Here is a 19,466-nt window from a genome sequence, read left to right as displayed (position 1 = left end):
CGAGGCAACGACATATGGATAGCCTTCCCGATCTCGCCGCGGTCGAGGCCATGGACGAGGCCGACCCGCTGCGCGTCTTCCGCAGCCGCTTCGCCCTGCCCGCCGGCGTCATCTATCTCGACGGAAATTCGCTCGGTGCAGCCTCGCACGAGGTCTTTGCCGAAGTCCGCCAGGCCGCCATGGAGGAATGGGGCAACGGCCTGATCCGCAGCTGGAACAGCGCCGGATGGTTTCATCTGCCGCTGCAACTCGGCGACCGTATCGGCCGGCTGATCGGCGCTGCCGAGGGCCAGACTGTCGTGACCGACTCCACCTCGATCAACATCTACAAGACACTTCACGCGGCGCTCGCGATGCGGCCGGATCGCAACGTCATCGTGGCGGAGGGCGACAGTTTTCCGACCGATCTCTACATGGCGGAAGGCGTCGTTTCGACGCGGCCCGGCGTCACGCTGCGTCTCGAAGGCCGCGATGCCGACACCATCGAGGAATTGATCGATGAGAACGTCGCCGCAGTCCTCGTCAATCATGTCAACTACAAGAGCGGCGAACTGCGCGACATGGTGGCGCTGACGAAGCGCATCCAGGCAGCGGGCGCACTCGTCATCTGGGATCTGTGTCACAGCGCCGGCGCCCTGCCCGTCGATCTCGATGGTGCCGGTGCCGATTTCGCCGTCGGCTGCACCTACAAATATCTGAATGGCGGCCCGGGCGCGCCAGCCTTCATCTATGCGGCTAAGCGTCATCACGCCTCGATCGTCCAGCCGCTCAGCGGCTGGTGGAGCCATGCCCGTCCCTTCGCCTTCGAACAAAGCTTCGACGGCGATGTTGGCATCAAGCGTTTTCTCTGCGGCACGCAGCCGATCCTCTCCTTGCGGGCGCTGAAAGGGGCGCTCTCCATCTGGGATGAGGTGGACATGGACGCGCTGCGCCGGAAAAGCATAGCGCTGACCGATCTCTTCATCCGTTTGGTCGAAGTCAAATGCGGCCAATATGGTGTCGAGCTCGAGACGACGCGCGACAGCGAGAAGCGCGGCAGCCAGGTCTCCTTCATCCACAGCAACGCCTATGAGGTCATGCAGGCCCTGATCGAACGTGGCGTTATCGGCGACTTCCGCGCGCCGTCGACATTGCGCTTCGGCTTCACGCCGCTCTATGTCGGTTATCATGACGTATGGCGGGCGGCTACAGTGCTGGAAGAGATCCTCGGCAGCGGATCGTGGAAGGAAGCACGCTTTGCAGTGCGTTCGGCAGTGACCTGATACGAATATCGGCAGCCGGAAGAGGGAAGCGGAGATGAGCTATTTCAGGGTCACCGATTGGGACGCCGCCTACACGAACGGCGCCTATATCGTCGACGGCGATCAATGGCCGGCCGCCTGGGTCGAGCCGGCGAAAACCTTCCGCGACAATCTGATGGCAGCAGGACGCGCAAAGCTTGATCTCTCCTATGGTCTGGCGGCACGCAATCGCTTCGATCTCTTTCTCCCAGAGGACGAGCCGAAAGGATTGATGATTTTCGTCCATGGCGGCTACTGGCTGCAACTGGACAAAAGCTATTGGTCACACTTCGCCGCAGGCTCGATTACCAGAGGATACGCGGTCGCGATCCCGTCCTACACGCTTTGCCCGGAAAATCGCATCGGCGGGATCGGCAAAGAGATTGCGGCCGCAATCACGGTAGCGGCCGAGCTCGTCGGCGGCCCCATCGTTCTGACGGGCCATTCGGCCGGCGGTCAGCTCGTAGCCCGCATGATGACGACGACGTCACCGCTTGGCGAGGCGATCCTCAAGCGCATCCGGCATGTGCTTGCCATTTCCGGTCTTCACGACCTGCGCCCGATCATGAAGCGCAGCATGAACGCGCAGCTTCGCATCGATGACGCCGAAGCAAGGATGGAAAGCCCGGCTCTTCTCGAGCCGGTCGACAACATTCGACTCACCTGTTGGGTTGGCGGCGCCGAGCGCGCCGAATTCATCCGTCAGAATGCGCTGTTGTCCAATATCTGGACCGGGCTCGGGGCGGCAACTAAGGTCGTGGTCGAGCCAGACAAGCATCATTATTCGGTTCTGGACGGCCTTACGGACGCTGAGCATCCTCTGACGCGGACCCTGCTTGCAGAATAGCGTCTTCGCAGCGGGATCAAAAGAAGTGCCCTCGGCGCCACAAACACCGAGGGCATCATATCGTCAGCCATTGACCGGCGCATTCATCGCCCAGGCGACACCGAAGGGGTCGCGGAGCTGACCCCAGCGATCGCCCCAGAACATCACCTGCGGCTCGACGACGACTTCGGCTCCGGCATCGACGGCACGCTTCCACCAGAAATCGAGATCGTCGACGATAAGCTGCATCGTGAAGGACTGCGGCTTTTCCAGCGCATGACCGTATTCCGGAAAAGCATCGCCGAGCATGACCGAGCTGCCGTTGATGTAGAGATGGATATGCATGGTCCGGCCCTTTTCGTCGACCGGATACATGAAGGCCTGTTCGGCACCGAAGGCGCGCTTATAGAATTCGGCTGCCTTCACGGCACCATCGACGGTCAGATAGGCTACGACGCCGCCGCGAACCGGCACGCGCGGCTGCTGGGCTTGTTCTGTTGCATCGGTCATGTTGGTCTCCTTGGAACGGTTCTGGGTGTCACGCCCTTGTCGGGACTAACCCAAGGACGTTGGTCAACCACCCTTCCCGACAACAAGGCACCAAATTTTTTTGGCTATTATTTGCGCCGGCCACCCGAACGTTTCGGCGGTCATACATGCGCTGGTTTTCGGACCCGTAACGTCGGGGCGGGATAGGCCTCACGGAGAATTCGCGCTAGGGCGCCCTCGCGCGACATTGGCCGCCCAAGCAGGAAACCCTGCACCTCGTGATAGCCTTCGGCCCGCAATTTCGCCAATTGCGCCTCCGTCTCGATGCCTTCGGCCAATGTCACCGCATTGAAGCCGGAGGCTATGCCAACTACGGCCCTCACGATGGCGAGATTGCCGGGATCGGCATCCATGCCGGCGACGAAACTGCGGTCGAGCTTGATCTTGTCGAAAGAAAAGGAGCGCAGATAGCTGAGCGAGGAATAGCCCGTGCCGAAATCGTCGATCGCGATGCGAATACCGAGCTCCTTGAGGGCACGCAGCAGGGATAGGCTTTGCTCGACCTCGGACAGCAGGATGGATTCCGTGACCTCGATCTCCAGGCGCCCGGGGCAGAGACCTGTCTCGCTCAGTGCCGAGACGACCGTGGCCAACAGGCTCGCATGCCGGAACTGATAGACGGACAAGTTGATGGCCACCTTAAGATGTTCCGGCCACTCCATCGCAGCCCGGCAGGCTTCCCGCAGCACCCAGTCGCCGATCGGCACGATCATACCTGTTTCCTCGGCGACGGGGATGAATTCCGCCGGCGCAATGAGCCCACGCTTGGGATGGCGCCAGCGGATCAGAGCTTCGAAGCCGGAAAGCACATCCTCGTCCAGCCGGATGATCGGCTGGTAATGGAGTTCGAATTCATCCTTCTGAAGGGCCTCCCGAAGCTCCAGCGTGAGCTGGTGGCGCCGTTCTGCCTCAAGCCGCATCTCGGTCTGATAGAAGCGATAGGTTGAGCGCCCCCCTCCCTTGGCCGCATAAAGCGCCAGATCCGCGTCCCGCATGAGGACATCTGCGTCGTTGCCATGCTCCGGTGCCATGGCGATGCCGATGCTGCAGGTCACATGTTCCCGGACGCCATCGAGATCGAAGGGTGCGGAAAGCGACAGCAGCAGCAGGTCGGCGAAGCGCTGGGCCCGTCCCGCATCCGTCATCCTCAGGACCAGCGCGAACTCGTCGCCGCCAAGGCGCGCAACCAGATCGTTCCTCTCGGTAAGCTGCTGAAGGCGCTCGGCAACCTGGCGCAGAAGCATGTCGCCCGCAGCATGCCCCTTGCTGTCGTTGATGTGCTTGAAATGATCGACATCGATGTAGAGCAGCGCGATCGGCCTTTCGCGCGTCGCAGCGGCCACCTGCCGCACGATGCTCTCGGAAAAGAAGGCCCGGTTCGGAAGGCCGGTAAGTGAATCATGCATGGCAAGATGCGCAAGCCGCGCCTCGACGCTACGTTCCTCGGTCACGTCCTGGGAAATGCCGAGCACATAGCGCAGCGCTTGACCCGCCGGGGCGGGAAGCGCCCGTTTTGCCGTCTTCAGGATGCGTGTCACTCCATCCACCGTGTGGATGGTTTCCTCGAAGTAGACCGTTGCCGTGGTATCGAAGGCAAGCCTGTCCTGCTCCCGGAAAATCGCCGTCTGCTCATCGGAGAATATGACATTGTCCGACTTGCCGAGCATATCCTGCGCCGACCGCCCGACGATTCCGCCCAATGCCTCGTTGAACAGGATATAGCGGCCGTTCCTCTCCATATCCTTGACGAAGACGCCGACGGGGAGATTATCGACGATACTGTCGAGCAGGGACTGGGTGGCATCGACCTGCCGCCGTGCCGCATTAACCTCGGTCCGGTCCTGCACGATCGCCAGGATTGCCGGCTTCCCATCGAAACGGATTTCCCGCCCGTAGGTCAAAACCTCGAATGTCTCGCCATCCGCCTTCAGATGCGTCCAGCGTTGCGCTGTCTCCATGTCGGTGCGGTGATGCACCGCATCAAGCATGCGTTCGCGCTCTTCCGGAGGCCGGATATCAAGGACGGTCATGACCGCAAATGCAGCGAGGCTATAGCCATAGAGATCGCGGGCGGCATCGTTGACGATAAGGAACTTCAACGTCTCGGGATCATAGACCCACATCGGAGACGGATGCGTCTTGAAAAGTGACCGAAAATCGTCGTTCGGGGCGTCGGGCCAAACGGAATTCATAGGAAGGTCGACCTTGCCAATTCGAGTTCGAAGATTAGCGAATTGGACATTGATAGACGAAAAAACTAAATAAAATCAAAATAGTAACGAGATTAAACTTTAGGCAAAAGCCTATCGAATATGCAACGACAGGCTTTATTCCCTTCGCCCCGTTTCATCGATATGGGACCGCAAATGCCGTGGTGTTCAAAGCCCCGCCTTGCCGATCGCATGAATGACGCCGTGCAGCTCGCCAAGACCTTTCAGGCGGCCAATGAGCGAATAGCCGGGATTGGTCGGCTTATCGATGTCGTCGCCGATCAGATGTCCGTGGTCCGGCCGCATCGGGATCATATGGTCTTCCCGGCCTTCTTTGCGGCGCCGCGCCTCCTCCGTGAGCAATGTGCGCAGGATGGCATACATATCGCTGCGCCCCTCCAAATGGGAGGCCTCGACGAATGAACCATCGGCTTCGAGCGCAACGTCGCGCAGATGCGCGAAATTGATGCGCGAGGCGAATTCGATTGCGATAGCAAGCACCTCATTGTCGGCGCGAGAGCCGAGAGATCCGACACAGAGCGTCAAACCATTGGCCGGATCATTCACGCTGCCAAAAATGCGGCGCAAATCTGCCGCCGTCGAAACGACGCGCGGCAGGCCGAAGAGCGGAATGGGCGGATCGTCGGGATGGATTGCGAGCCGGGCGCCGAGTTCGGCTGCAACCGGCACGACCTCCCGCAGAAAGGCTTCGAGATTGGCCTGGAGATCCTCAGCCGTCATGCCATCGAAGAGGCCAATGGCCGAGCGTATGGCATCGCGGCCATAGCTGTCTTCGCCGCCAGGAAGACCGGCGATGATGTTATTTTCCAGCCGTTGCACGGCCTCCGGCGAGAGCCCTTTCAGCCGCTCCTCAGCACGCCGCAACAGATCCGACGTATAATTTTCTTCCGCACCCTTCCTGCGCAGGACGAAGACGTCATAGGCAACGAACTCAGCCATGTCGAAACGCAATGCGAGCGCGGTAGTCGGCATTTCGAAGCGTAGATCCGTACGCGTCCAGTCGACGACCGGCATGAAATTGTAGCAGACGGTTTTGATGCCAGCGCGGGCGAGATGGGCGAGACTGTCTTTCCAGATACCAATCGCGGCCTTTGCCCCTGCCCCGCCGAGCTTGATCGCGCTTGGAACGGGTATCGATTCACAGACGCCCCAGCGCAGCCCGGCCGCTTCCACTAGCGCCTTTCGCGCCTCGATTTCGGCCAGCGTCCAGACGCGCGAATGCGAGACTTCATGCAATGCCGTGACGATGCCTGTCGCGCCGGCCTGGCGCGCATGCAAGAGCGGAACGAGATCTTTCGGACCGAACCAACGCCAGCAGCTTTCCATATGATATCTCCTCCATTTGTCGGTCAAAATACCGCTGAAAAGCGAAATGTCCATCATCTCTGATCGCTTGACGCCACTATTGACCAACAATATGCTTTCAACAACGGAGGAGAGACGGTGGTGGATACCGCTGATATCGAGGATAGAGGTTCCGCAGTCGATCAGGTGGTCGACGCGCTGCGGCGGCTGATGCGCGAGCGCAATCTCGGTCTCGGAGACGCACTGCCCTCGGAAGCCGAGCTCGCTTCCATGTTCAATGCCAGCCGCAATACGGTGCGCGAAGCGATCCGCATCCTGAAGGCCTATGGCATTGTCGAAAGCCGACAAAAGGTCGGCGCGGTAATTACGGACCGCCGCCAGCAGGCGCTGATGGACCTCTTCTCCTTCGCTATCGACATCTCGGCAGAGAGCTTTCTCGATATCCAGGGATTTCGTCGCCTCATCGAGGTCAACCTCAGCGATCTTCTGTTCGAAGCCGCCGATGAAACCGCCATCGACAGGCTGCGCTCCATCAACGACGCGATGAAGGCCGCATCGACATTGACCGAGGCTGCGGAACTTGATTTCAGGTTTCATGCCGCCCTTGTCGGCTTTGCCGGCAATCAGACCCTGTCACAAGTCTATGGCATTCTGCAGCCATTGTTGCAGCGGCTGATGGAGGCGGGCAAGCGCTCACGCGAGGCTGTCGACAGCGCCTATCATGACCATCGCGCCATTATCGAAGCGTTGGAACAACGGGATCGAATCGCTTACGCCTATCATATGAACCGCCACCTGCAGGCGGGCCTGCAGTTCATTGCGCCAAAGGCTGTTTGAGACATCCATTTCATCACGGATACATGACATGAAAAGACAGACGCTCGACACCGGCTGGACCATCTCACGCCTTCGCGCGCCCTCCCGCGCACCGGCCCTCCCCAATTCGATCCCCGCGACCGTGCCGGGCAATGTGCATCTCGACCTGATGGCGGCGCAGCTGATCACCGATCCCTATCTCGACGTCAACGAGATCTCGCAGGACTGGATTGGGCGTTCCGCCTGGCGTTACCGCCTGGCCTTCGATTGGGATGGCGAAGACGCCGAGCGCATTGATCTTTCCTGCCTTGGCCTCGACACGGCGGCACGCCTGGAACTGAACGGCAGTTTGCTTGGCGAAACCCGCAATATGCATCGCAGCTACCGCTTCGGCATCGGCGATCACCTGAAAAGCGGCCGTAACGAGCTGATCGTCGATTTCCAATCCGCCTATGAACATGGCGAGGAAGTCCGCAAGCAGCTGGGCAGCGCCGCCGATATCCCCCAGAATTATCCCGGCCCGAGCAATCTCATCCGCAAGATGGCCTGCAATTTTGGTTGGGACTGGGGCCCGACCGTCGTCACTTCGGGCATCTGGAAACCGGTCATCATCGAGAGCTGGTCGAAGGCCCGTCTCGGCAGCGTCCGCCCGGAAATCACCCTGCAAGGCAGCCAGGGCGTCGCACGCCTGCAGGTCGAAATCGAATGGGCCGACAAGGGCACGGATAGCGTGGCGCTCGTGCTCTGCGTCGGCGGCAAGCGCGCGGAAGTGCGCGTCGCGCAAGGCGAGACCCATGCGCTGATCGAATGCCGCATCGATAACCCGCAGGTCTGGTGGCCGCATGGCATGGGCGGTCAGCCGCTTTACGATCTCGACCTGCAGCTGCTCGGCTCGGATGAGACGGCGCTCGACGGCTGGAAGCGGCGCGTCGGCTTCCGCTCCGTGCGGCTGGATACGACACCGGACGAGATCGGCTCGGCCTTCACGCTTGTCGTCAACGACGTGCCGGTCTTTGCCCGCGGCGCCAACTGGATCCCCGACGATTGCTTCCTGCCGCGCGTGACGCGCGAACGCTATCGCGAGCGGATCGGCCAGGCCCGCGACGCCAATATGAACATGCTGCGCGTCTGGGGCGGCGGCATCTATGAGACCGATGTGTTTTACGAGGAATGCGATGCAGCAGGCATCATGGTCTGGCAGGATTTCCTGTTTGCCTGCGCCACTTATCCCGAGGAAGAACCGGTCTACAGCGAGATCGAGGCGGAAGCGCGCGAGGCGATCACACGCCTCATGCCTTACGCCTCGCTGGTGATCTGGAATGGCAATAACGAGAATATCTGGGGCTATTTCGATTGGGGCTGGCAGGACGTGCTCGGCAATCGCCCATGGGGTGCCGGCTACTACCTCGATCTCCTGCCGAAGCTGGTGGCCGAGATCGATCCGACCCGGCCCTACTGGCCGGGCAGCCCCTATTCCGGCTCGATGGAGATCGCGCCGAATGCCGATGAGCACGGCTGCAGGCATATCTGGGATGTCTGGAACGAGGTGGGTTACGAGACCTACCGCAACTATATCCCGCGCTTCTGCTCCGAATTCGGCTGGCAGGCACCGCCGACCTTCGCAACACTTGCCCAATCCGTTCGCGAGAAGGATCGCGCCCCGGCCTCTCCCGCGGTCCTGCATCACCAGAAGGCAACCGGCGGCAATGACAAGCTATTGCAGGGGTTGGAAGGCTGGTTCCCTCACCCGCAAAATTTCGACGACTGGCTCTTCGTCACGCAGCTGAACCAGGCACGCGCGATCAGCTACGGCATTGACCATATGCGCTCGCATCGGCCGACCTGCATGGGCACCATCGTCTGGCAGCTCAACGATTGCTGGCCGGTCACCTCCTGGGCGGCTGTCGATGGCGCCGGCCGGAAGAAGCCGCTCTGGTATGCCCTGAAGCATAGCTATACGCCGCATCTCCTGACCATCCAGCCGCGCGGCGATGGGGTGGCCGCCGTTGCCGTCAATGACGCGACCCTGTTCTGGCGCGTGCCGTTCACGGTCGAACGCTTCGACTTCACAGGCAAGCTGCTCGCCCGTCACCACGTATGGCGCATCCTGTGCGACCGCTTCGAAAATGTGGATATCGAGATCCCGGCCGAGGTCGCGACCCCAAGCGATCCGCACCGCGAATATCTGCGCGCCCGCCTCGGCGATGCCGAAGCCTGGTGGTTCTTCGAAAAGGACATGCAGCTGCAATATCCGCAGCCTCGCTTCGACATCGAGACCATCCAGATGGTGGACGGTGTCGCAGTCACCATCACCGCTCAGTCGTTCCTGCGGGATGTCTGCCTGTTCGTCGATCGCATCAATCCAAATGCCGAGGTCGACGACATGTTGGTCAATCTCGCGCCGGGCGAAAGCAGGATGTTCAAGGTCAAAGGCATTTCCAAGGAATCCTTCGACGATGCTGATCTTTCGGCTGTTATCCGCACGGCCAACCAGGTTGCGGAGCTTCCGCATCATTGAAACCGGGTGCTCTCTCACGGAAAAGATCCGGCGCATTGCGGCGGATCGAGGCCTGTATTTTCCGTAAGCCGTCACAAAAGATTGCGCTGGTGAATGGCGAATTGCCTCCTATGATCGGGCGCCGCCTTGTGATCTAGTGCCCCTCATCCGATCCATGAATCAGCGAGATCACGCTTATGTCCTCGGACACCAATCGCAGCTTTCAAACGCCCCGCCGCGAAGAACTTGGCCTCATCACCCTTGGCAACAATGCCGGCCTTTCGACCTCGGTCTTGCCGAACGGCACGCTGTTCAGCATCGATTTCGCCGACCAGCAGGGCGGCGTTATGATCAATCAGGTGCTCGGATCGCCTGTCTATGGCGGTATTGGCCGGCTCTATCTGCGCATCGGCGGGCCCAAGCCGGCGACGGCCGAAATCGTCGGCCCGAAAGCTACGGTAGAGTTCGGTCATGGCAAGGGCGGCTTTTCCTGGAGCGGCGAAACGGAAGGCGTACGACACACCGTCAGCCTCCGGCTGCATCCGAGCCAGACCGCATGGTTCTGGCAAATTTCGCTGGAAAACAGCACCAACGCGACGCTTTCGGCCGATCTCATTCTCGTTCAGGATGTCGGCCTCGGCGATCGCGGCTTCCTGATGAATAGCGAGGCCTATGCTTCGCAATATATCGACCATCACATCGCCATCCATGCCGCCTTCGGTCCCGTCATAATGGTCAGGCAGAACCTGAAGCAGGGTGGCGGGCGAAATCCGTGGCTCGCGCAAGGCTGCCTTGAGGGTGCCGCGGCTTACGCGACCGATGCAATCCAGCTCCTCGTGCCCTCCAAGAACAATGATGGCGTCATGGTGCCGGATTTCGGCGCCAGCCTGCCGAGCGCCCGCCGCCAGCATGAGGTCGCCTGCCCGACAATCCAATCGAAGCCGCTTTCGCTCGCAGCAGGTGGCGCCGCCGCGACGACCTTCTTCGGCCTCTTCATCGCCGATCATCCGGCCGCGTCCAGCGACGCCGATCTTGTCTATCTCGACGGCCTGCCAAAACTTCAGAGCGAATTGACGATCGACACGATTGCTGCCGCTCAATCGGCACGCAGTCTCGTTCAGGATGCCTCCCTTGCTGAGAGCGGCAGCCTGGATCAGGCCGCCATCGATGCGCTTTATCCGAAGCGGATGTTGGAGGAGCGCGCCGATGGAAAGCTGATCTCCTTCTTCGTGCCGGATGGATCGCATAACAGACACATCGTGCTCCAGGAAAAAGAACGCTTGGTGGCTCGCCGCCACGGCGCCATCGTTCGCAGCGGCCAGAACATGCTGCTCGATGAGCAGACGCTGGCTGCCACCTGCTGGATGCAGGGCATCTTCGCCGCACAGTTGACCATAGGCAACACCTCCTTCCACAAGCTGTTCTCGGTCTCGCGCGATCCCTACAATCTGACGCGGTCGAGCGGCCTGCGCATTCTCGTCGACCTTGGCGACGGCTGGCGCCTGCTCGGCGTGCCCGCCGCCTTCGAAATGGGGCTCAGCGATACCAAGTGGATCTACAAGTTCCCCGGTCGCACCATCATCGTTTCGGCAATCGCCTCCGGCGACGATCCGGCCATGCAATGGAGCGTTTCGGTGGAGGGCGAAGCCTGCTGTTTCCTCGTCTTCGGCCATATCGTTCTCGGCGAGCGCGACTATGAAGCCGTGGCGAATATCGCCGTCGATGCGGCAGCCAAGCGTATTTCCTTCCGACCGCAGCCGTCCTGGCTTTGGGATCGATATCCAAAGGCTGGATACCATCTCGTCACCTCGACGCCAGATGCGTTTGAAGCCGTTGGCGGCGATGAGCTGCTTTATACCGATGGCACCACCCGCAACGGCCCGTTCATCGCCCTGAAATCGCACCCGACGAAGGCACTGCGCTTTGCCATCACGGGCTCGATGACCGATCCGGATGCGGCGGCAGCCCTTGCCGCGCGTTACAGCACCGGTGTCGACAGCGAAGAGATGCTCGCACCCGCGCAACGCTTCTGGAGCCATGTGACGCGGGGCGCCCGCATCGAGGGCGATGGCCGCGATGTGGCGGCACAGGCGATCATGCTGCCCTGGATCGCGCATGATGCCATCGTGCATTTGAGCGTACCGCACGGGCTCGAACAATATACGGGGGCTGCCTGGGGCACGCGTGACGTCTGCCAAGGGCCGATCGAATTCCTGCTTTCCTACGAGCATGACCAAGAAGTCCGGCAGATCCTTTTGACGCTCTTTTCCGAGCAGTATCGCGATCGCGGCGACTGGCCGCAATGGTTTATGCTGGAGCCCTATGCCAACATCCGCGCCGGCGAGGCTCACGGCGATATCGTCGTCTGGCCGCTGAAGGCGCTCTGCGATTATATCGAAGCGACCGGCGACATCGCTTTCCTTGCAGAAACCGTGCCGTGGCGTGCCGACGACACGATGCAGCTGACTTCGGAACGCGCGACGATCTCCGATCACATCGAAAAACTGCTGGACACCGTACGCAGCCGCTTCGTGCCGGGCACAAGCCTCATCCGCTACGGCGAAGGCGACTGGAACGACAGCCTGCAGCCGGCCGACCCGCATCTGCGCGACTGGATGGTCAGCAGCTGGACCGTTTCACTCCTGTACGAACAGCTGGTGCGCTATGCCAATATCCTGACGCTTGCCAGTCGCAACGAGGAAGCGCAGTCGCTTCAAGCGACTGCGGTCGACATGCGCGCCGATTTCAACCGGCTCCTGATGCGTGACGGCATCGTCGCCGGCTATGGTGTCTTCGATCCGAGCCATGACGGCGTCGAATTGCTTCTGCATCCGGAGGACACGCGCACGGGCCTGCACTACTCGCTGATCGCGATGACACAGCCGATGATTGGCGGCCTGTTCACGCCCGATCAGCGCCATGCCCACATGAAGATCATCCGCGAGAACCTGCTGTTCCCGGACGGTGTGCGACTGATGGAGAAGCCGGCGACCTATTCGGGCGGTCCGGAAAAGCTCTTCCGCCGCGCCGAATCTTCGTCCTTCTTCGGTCGTGAGATCGGGCTGATGTATGTGCACGCACATCTACGCTACTGCGAGGCCCTTGCCCTCGACGATGACGCAGAGGCCGTGTGGCAGGCGCTCGCGCTCGCCAACCCGATCGCCGTCAGCGGTAGGGTGGAACATGCATCGCTCCGCCAGCGCAACACCTATTTCAGCAGCAGCGACGCGGCCTTCGACGATCGTTATCAGGCTTCCGCGGAATGGGCCCGCGTCAAGGCGGGCGATATCGCCGTCGATGGCGGCTGGCGCATCTATTCGAGCGGCCCCGGCCTCTATACCAAGAGCCTGATCGGCAACATCTTCGGCTTCAAGCGGCAATTCGGCCAGCGCAGCCGCAAGCCGCTCCTGCCGGCCTCGATCGGCGCCTGCGACGTCCAACTGGATTTCAAGGCCTGAGCCAGCCGCAAATGGAAACGGGGCTAGATCGCGGCCCCGTACACTGCTCTCAACAGTCGATCTTCTGTTAGTCGCGGAACCCTTCAAATGTCCAAATTGTCCACCACACGCTTCAGTCGTGTAGGCTGGCTGCAGTGGCTGGCCATCATCGTCATGGCCGCGGCTGGCGCGATAGTGACATCGATCGCCGCAATGCCCGCAAGCCAAACGAATGCAACGACGGCTGCTCAGAATGGAGGCGCCATTATTGGCGCCTTCGTCTTCGGAATGCTGTTGCCGTATCCCCTGGGTTGGATAGCCGGTCGCCTCGCCAATCGATCGCGTAACATGTTTCTCCTGGTATTCTGGGGCGTTGCCGCCATCCTTTTTCTTGGTGCCGTCGCAAAATTGGTGCGGGCTGGTTAAGCCGCCCAGCAGGCAATCGACCTTCTGGTTAACCGAATCGGCTAAGCTCACCCGGATATGCAAAGCCCGGAGGCGGATTTGGAAACGGCGCTCTATCTCCCGATCAAGTCATTTCTCGAAGCCGCCGGCTATGCGGTGAAAGGCGAGATCGGCGGCTGCGACCTCGTCGGCCTGACTGATGGTGAGCCGCCCGTCGTCGTCATCTGCGAACTGAAGATGACCTTTAATCTCGAACTGATCCTGCAGGCGGTGGATCGCGCCGCTGCCAGCGACGAAGTTTGGATTGCCGCCCGCGTCTCGGCAAAGGGCAAGGGGCGGGAAGGCGATCGCCGGTTCCGCGACCTTTGCCGAAGGCTGGGCTTCGGCATGCTCGCGGTATCGGACAATGACTTGGTCGACATCCTCGTCAGCCCCGTCTCGCCTATGCCCCGCAAGAATGCACGGCGCAGATCACGCCTTGTCGACGAACATCGTCGGCGCAAGGGCGACCCGGCACTCGGCGGCAGCACCCGTAAGCCGATCATGACCGCCTATCGCCAACAGGCCCTTGCCTGCGCCGCCGCCATCGAAAACGGCGTGCAACGTCCGAAGGATATGCGCGAGGCGGCACCGAAGGCCCCGCAAATTCTAAGGGACAATGTCTATGGCTGGTTCGAGCGCATCGACCGCGGCATCTACGCACTGACGGAGCTTGGAACAGAGGCCCTCAAGCGCTGGCCGGCAGCGCAGCTTTAAATATGGAAAATTTCCGGTCGAACAACATTAAATTCATGTAATATCTTAAAATTTTGCAATAAAAACATGATCAATATTTAATTTGTAAAAGTTTCTTGGCGGATCATATTAACACCAAGCGCCAATTCCAATCTATACTTTGCTTCCCGCAGTAAAAGCGGGGAAACAAAGTCGCTCGCAAATTGACGCGGACCAATCGCAGCCTCGATATGGACGGGCCGCAAACCGCCAACGATCTCGCAAGGGACTTTTTGCCATGCCTTCTCTTCTCCGCAAACATCGCACAGCCGCCATCGTCGGTGCCGCTATCATCGTCGGCGCCGGAGCACTGCCTTTTGCCTTCAGCACATCCGCAACCGTCGCCTCGGCTGCAGAGCCGGCCGGCATCATCGCACCCGGCGGCTCCTTCGCTCCGATCGTCGATGCCGACAAACCGGCCGTCGTCACCGTCACCACAACGATGAAGGCGACCGATACCAGCGCCGACAGCAGCAACTCGCCGATGGACGAGCAGTTCCGGCAATTCTTCGAAAATCAGGGCATCCCGTTCCCCAAGCAGATGCCGCATCAGCAACAGAACCAGCGCGCGATGGCGCTCGGTTCCGGCTTTATCATCAGCCCGGACGGCGTCATCGTCACCAACAACCACGTCATTCAGAATGCAGTCGACATCAAGGTGACGCTTGATGACGGCACCGAGCTGCCTGCCAAGCTTTTGGGTGCCGATGCCAAATCCGATCTTGCCGTCCTGAAGATCAACGCGCCGAAGCCGCTCGCCACCATCGCCTGGGGTGATTCCGACAAGCTGAAGCTTGGCGACCAGATTCTGGCGATCGGCAACCCCTTCGGCATCGGCACAACCGTTACCGCCGGCATCGTCTCGGCCCGCGGTCGCGACCTGCACAGCGGCCCCTATGACGACTTCATCCAGATCGATGCCCCCATCAACCACGGCAACTCCGGCGGGCCGCTGGTCGACCGCGAAGGCAATGTCGTCGGTATCAACACCGCTATTTACTCGCCAAATGGCGGCAGCGTCGGCGTCGGCTTTGCCATTCCCTCCGACGAGGCCAAGGCAATCGTCGCCAAGCTCGAGAAGAACGGCTCGATCGATCACGGCTATCTCGGCGTCGCCATCCAGCCGGTGACCTCGGATATCGCCAATGCCATGGGCCTCTCGCAGACCCAGGGTGCGCTCGTTGCCAGCGTCAACGACGATACGCCAGCCGCACGCGCCGGCATCAAGAGCGGCGATATCGTAACCGCCGTCGGCAACGAGGCCGTCAAGACGCCGAAGGATCTGTCGCGGCTGGTCGCCGATCTTTCTCCCGGCGACAAGCGTTCGGTCACGCTGTGGCGCGACGGCAAGAGCATGGACGTCAATGTCACCATCGGCGGCAATGATGACAGCAAGCAGGCCGCCAACGACGCTGGCGACGGCAAGGTGCAGCCCTCCAACCAGCCGAGCATCGGCGTCGGCCTTGCCAACCTCACACCCGATGTGCGTGAGCAGCTGAACCTGCCGCATGGCGTCGAGGGCGCTGTCGTCGCCAGCGTCAATCCGGACAAGCCCGCCGCGGCGGCCGGCATCCAGACCGGCGATATCATCGTCTCGGTCAACGATCAGCCGGTGCGCAACGCCCATGAGGTGCAGACGGCAGTTGCGAAAGCCGGCAAGGATGGCCGCAAGTCCGTGCTGCTCCTGATCGAGCGCGACGGCAACAAGACCTTCGTTGCCGTGCCGTTCTCCGCGGCTTAAAAATCTGAGGCAGTGAATGATCGGCCCGCTTCCTTCAACGAAGCGGGCCGATTGCCGTTATGTCACAAAAAGACGCTGACGTCCCGCAAGGCTGATCATTGCCAACTCTGCCGGCGCAAGCAGTCACGCTCGACCGAACGATCTGAGACGCTGAATTTCCACGGAAAAGGCTGCTCGCCTTTGACTTAGGACTCTTTTTGTCCAAACTCTGCCTTTGTGATGGTACAAATAGCGCCGGAGCCGATTGAAACGGTCGGGCGGGACGTTTAAACCGCGCGAGCGATATTAGCGGCCAGGCCTTAAAACAGGAATAAGCGGCGGCAGGAGTTGGAGTGACTGATCCATACGATATTCTCGGCGTTGCGCGCGATGCGGGCGAAGAGCAGATCAAGGCGGCTTATCGCAAGCGCGCGAAGGCAGCCCATCCGGATTCCGGCGGCGATACCGACGCTTTCGCGCAGCTGCAGAAGGCCTACGAGCTTCTTCTCGACCCCGTTCGCCGCAAGGTGTTCGACGATACCGGCTATGATGTCGAACTGACCGATGCCGTCGACTTGCAGGCACTGGTCGCCATTGAAAAGCTGATTACCGAGATAGTGCTGGACGAGCGGGAACCCGGCACATTCGATCCGGTCGCCAAGATGCGGGCGAGCCTTCTGGAAGAAATTCGTAAGGCGAATTTCAGCAAGAGCGAGCTCGAGCGACACTCCAATCGCATCGGCCTTCATCTCGACCGACTCGGCAAGCGCCCCGGCAAGGACGTCGTCGGCCACATGCTGCGTGCCCGCATCAAAGCGATCGCCACCGCCATCAGCGAAACGGAAGCGAAGATCGGCGCCAGCGAACGCGCCTGCGACATGCTCGAAGGCTATCTTTACGAGATGAACGAGCCTCTGGATGAAGCCGATGCTGCTCCCGAAATCGAATGGGACGAGCCAAGGGTCCGTTCGGCCGCGCAGTGAAGGCGGCAGTTTTCACCGCCCTGAAGAGATAAAATTCGCGTTTCCCTTGATCGCGGGATCACTTTCAGCAACGCAATGTTGCAATGCAACAATTCTCCCTAGACAAATCGAGGGGCTGGCCTAGATCAAGCATCCAACACGCCGTCCTGCTCCATCGAATGATGGCGAAGCGGCAATGGCGGGCGCCGGGACTCCGGCATCCGCTGCAGATCTAAAACGGCGAGGTATGCGATTGCTGGCGTCCGAAGCGGATGAAGTCGTCTTTGAACATCTGAGCGAAAACCGGTCACGGGCCGCATTGAGGGGCGCTTTCTGGTCGGCGCTGGATACCCTTATCCCGACGGCACTCAACAGCCTTGTCTTCGTCGTCACCTCCCGTTTCCTTCTGCCGCAGGATTTCGGCCTGGTAGCGCTCGCCTTCGCCATCGTCAGTTTCGCCTCCGGCTTCGGCCCGACGGCCTTCGGCGAGGCGCTGATCCAGCAGAAATCCATTCGGCGCAGCCATCTCGATACGGTCTTCTGGCTATCCTTCGTCTCCGCAGCCATCCTTTATGCCGCGCTGTTTCTGCTTTCGCCGTTTCTCGCCCATTGGCTAGGACATGACGATATCGTCAAGCTGCTGCTGATCATCGGCCTCAAAATCTTCTTCGACATGATGATCATCGTGCCCAATGCCCTGATCGGCCGCACGATGTCCTTCCATCTTGCTGCGGCCCGCACCGCGATCGCCACCTCTGTTTCGGCGGTCATCTGTCTCTCGCTGGTTTTCGCCGGTTTCGGCCTATGGGCGCTTGCGATCGCCCAGATCGCCGCGCCCGCCGCCGCCTGCATCGCCGCTTTCTGGGGCGCGAAATGGCTGCCTGGCTTCAGGGTAAAGCTCTCGAGTCTGCGCGAACTGCTGCATTACGGCATCTTCGCCTCGGGCAACCGCTTCCTCCAGACCATGAATCTCGACCAGCTGATTATCGGCACGCTGGTAAGCCCGGCCGCTCTCGGTATTTATAATTTCGCCCGGCGGCTCTACGAGATGCTCAACAATGTCGTGGCGGGCGGGCTGAATTCGGTCAGTCACGTGCTGCTCTCCTCACTGCAGCATGATCGGGAGAAGGTGCGCGAAGCCTTCCTCATGGCGACCTTCGGTTGCTCGCTGGTGTCCTTTCCGGCCTTCATGGGACTGGCCGCGGTCGCCGACGATGCCATTCCGCTGATCTTCGGGCCGCACTGGGCTGCCGCCGTCTGGCCGGTTCGCTTTTTCTGCGTCATCGGCCTGATGGCCGGCATCGGCATCATCCAGGCCTCCTTGATCACCAGCCAGGGCAGATCCGACTGGTGGTTCTACTATCAGCTGGTGCGCAACATCGTCTCGATCCTCACGGTACTCGTTCTTCACCCATATGGCGTGGCGGCCGTCGTCTTCGGGCTCATGGTCGGCGTGCTGCTGCTTTGGCCGGTGACGCTATGGATGGTCTCGCGGTTGATCGGCCTCAGCATTGCGGAATATTTCGGCCAGTTCCTGCGGCCCATAGTCGCCTATCTCGGCATGCTCGTCGCCGTCTTGGCAATCTCGTCGGCCTTGATCGACCGGCCTCTCGCAGAACGCCTCGTCTGCGAAGTCCTGGTCGGAGGCCTCGCCTATTCGGGCCTCATCCTTCTTCTATGCAGGGAAAGGGTCCTCTTCCTCGTGCGGACGACACTGCAAGGTCGCCGCGCAAGAGCACGGTAGCAAGAATCGTGGCCATCGGATCGAAGCATGGCATTCCACATGGGGCCTTCGATCCCTGCGGTAGCAATAGCAAATGTCGGAAAGGCGCCTCATGACACTGGTTACGTTCATCATTCCCGTTCGCCATCAGGCCAATTCCAACGATTGGCCAGCGCTGAAACGGCGGCTGTCGCAAACGATCGCATCGATCGCCGGGCAAGCCAACAAGAACTGGCGCGGCGTGGTCGTCGCCAATGAAGGCGCCGATCTCCCGGATCTGCCGCCGAATTTTACAGCGGAACGCGTGACCTTCCCGCCGAACCAGCTGCACGACATCGATGGCGCTGACCGCGAAAAAGTTTATGATGCGTTCCGGCTGGACAAGGGCCGCCGCGTTCTGAGCGGCATGTTGTCCGCGCGCGACACGCGTTTCTTCATGATCGTCGACGACGATGATTTCGTCAGCGCCAACATCGTCGATTTCGCAGCTCGAAATATCGATGCCAATGGCTGGAAAATCAACCGGGGCTATCTCTGGAACGAAGGCGGCAGGCTGCTTATGCATCACAATGATTTCGCCAATTATTGCGGAACGTCGCTGATCATTCGCTCCGATCTCTATCGCTTGCCGGCGACCTTCGAGGATGCCGAGGTCGATTACATCAAATCCATGCTCGGCAGCCACGTGCGCATCGGCAAGCTGCTGGCCGATGCCGGCTCTCCGCTCGGATCGCTGCCCTTCCGTGGCGCGATCTATCGGGTCGGCCATGCCGGCGCCCACAGCAAATCCTCCGGCCTGATCAGGACCCATTTTCTGAACCGGTCGGTACTCACAAGCCCCCGCCAGTTCCTGGGCAATCTTTCGCGGGTGCGCCCGCTCGATCGAAACTTGAGAAGCGAATTCTTCGGCGCGCGCGCCGCCGGATAGCGTAAGCGCAATC

14 protein-coding genes are annotated in these 19,466 nt (G+C 60.6%); 11 read left to right on the top strand and 3 right to left on the bottom strand.

Annotated features, from left to right (window positions below; translation table 11 throughout):
• Window positions 1-14 precede the first annotated feature (14 nt).
• Window positions 15-1,262 carry a kynureninase gene (kynU, locus tag PH558_RS07050; RefSeq protein WP_285203010.1) on the top strand — a complete coding sequence of 416 codons (1,248 nt, stop codon included), beginning with the start codon at window positions 15-17 and terminating at the stop codon, window positions 1,260-1,262.
• 34 nt (window positions 1,263-1,296) lie between these two features.
• Complete coding sequence (locus PH558_RS07045; RefSeq protein ID WP_285203008.1) at window positions 1,297-2,127, top strand: alpha/beta hydrolase; 831 nt, start codon at window positions 1,297-1,299, stop codon at window positions 2,125-2,127.
• 63 nt (window positions 2,128-2,190) lie between these two features.
• Here PH558_RS07045 and PH558_RS07040 read toward each other — a convergent pair whose 3' ends face one another.
• The 3 genes from PH558_RS07040 to uxuA form a co-directional block, all read right to left on the bottom strand.
• Window positions 2,191-2,616 (bottom strand): VOC family protein, encoded by a 426-nt coding sequence (locus tag PH558_RS07040; protein WP_113407493.1) that lies wholly within the window; start codon window positions 2,614-2,616, stop codon window positions 2,191-2,193.
• Window positions 2,617-2,756: 140 nt separating this feature from the next.
• Window positions 2,757-4,847, bottom strand: coding sequence for a putative bifunctional diguanylate cyclase/phosphodiesterase (locus PH558_RS07035; protein WP_285203007.1), 2,091 nt, complete (start codon window positions 4,845-4,847; stop codon window positions 2,757-2,759).
• A 186-nt stretch (window positions 4,848-5,033) separates the two neighbouring features.
• Entirely contained in the window at window positions 5,034-6,212 is a 1,179-nt protein-coding gene (uxuA, locus tag PH558_RS07030) for a mannonate dehydratase (RefSeq protein WP_285203006.1), read from the bottom strand.
• A 120-nt stretch (window positions 6,213-6,332) separates the two neighbouring features.
• Here uxuA and PH558_RS07025 point away from each other — a divergent pair, with 120 nt between their 5' ends.
• The 9 genes from PH558_RS07025 (at window position 6,333) to PH558_RS06985 (ending at window position 19,453) form a co-directional block, all read left to right on the top strand.
• Window positions 6,333-7,028 carry a FadR/GntR family transcriptional regulator gene (locus PH558_RS07025; protein ID WP_285203003.1) on the top strand — a complete coding sequence of 232 codons (696 nt, stop codon included), beginning with the start codon at window positions 6,333-6,335 and terminating at the stop codon, window positions 7,026-7,028.
• Between the two features lie 28 nt (window positions 7,029-7,056).
• Entirely contained in the window at window positions 7,057-9,525 is a 2,469-nt protein-coding gene (locus PH558_RS07020; RefSeq protein WP_285203001.1) for a glycoside hydrolase family 2 protein, read from the top strand.
• Window positions 9,526-9,701: 176 nt separating this feature from the next.
• On the top strand, window positions 9,702-12,962 hold the full coding sequence (locus tag PH558_RS07015; RefSeq protein ID WP_285203000.1) for a GH36-type glycosyl hydrolase domain-containing protein: 3,261 nt from the start codon (window positions 9,702-9,704) through the stop codon (window positions 12,960-12,962).
• Window positions 12,963-13,049: 87 nt separating this feature from the next.
• Window positions 13,050-13,367: a hypothetical protein gene (locus PH558_RS07010; protein ID WP_113407487.1), complete on the top strand. Its 318-nt coding sequence runs from the start codon at window positions 13,050-13,052 to the stop codon at window positions 13,365-13,367.
• Between the two features lie 78 nt (window positions 13,368-13,445).
• Window positions 13,446-14,102, top strand: coding sequence for a DUF2161 domain-containing phosphodiesterase (locus tag PH558_RS07005; RefSeq protein ID WP_285202999.1), 657 nt, complete (start codon window positions 13,446-13,448; stop codon window positions 14,100-14,102).
• 256 nt (window positions 14,103-14,358) lie between these two features.
• A complete protein-coding gene (locus PH558_RS07000; protein WP_285202998.1) occupies window positions 14,359-15,861 on the top strand; it encodes a DegQ family serine endoprotease in 1,503 nt (500 codons plus the stop codon).
• Between the two features lie 332 nt (window positions 15,862-16,193).
• Window positions 16,194-16,823 (top strand): DnaJ domain-containing protein, encoded by a 630-nt coding sequence (locus tag PH558_RS06995; RefSeq protein WP_095436994.1) that lies wholly within the window; start codon window positions 16,194-16,196, stop codon window positions 16,821-16,823.
• 226 nt (window positions 16,824-17,049) lie between these two features.
• The gene (locus PH558_RS06990) at window positions 17,050-18,546 is read left to right on the top strand and encodes a lipopolysaccharide biosynthesis protein (RefSeq protein ID WP_285202993.1); all 1,497 of its coding nucleotides are present in this window, start codon (window positions 17,050-17,052) and stop codon (window positions 18,544-18,546) included.
• Window positions 18,547-18,637: 91 nt separating this feature from the next.
• Window positions 18,638-19,453 carry a galactosyl transferase gene (locus PH558_RS06985; protein ID WP_285202991.1) on the top strand — a complete coding sequence of 272 codons (816 nt, stop codon included), beginning with the start codon at window positions 18,638-18,640 and terminating at the stop codon, window positions 19,451-19,453.
• The last annotated feature ends 13 nt before the right edge of the window (window positions 19,454-19,466 follow it).

Origin of the sequence: Rhizobium pantanalense, assembly GCF_030182525.1 — a bacterium.
In the GTDB taxonomy this organism is placed as follows: domain Bacteria; phylum Pseudomonadota; class Alphaproteobacteria; order Rhizobiales; family Rhizobiaceae; genus Rhizobium.
Note: the sequence above shows the minus strand (reverse complement) of the source record. Positions and strands in the feature narration are given on the sequence as shown.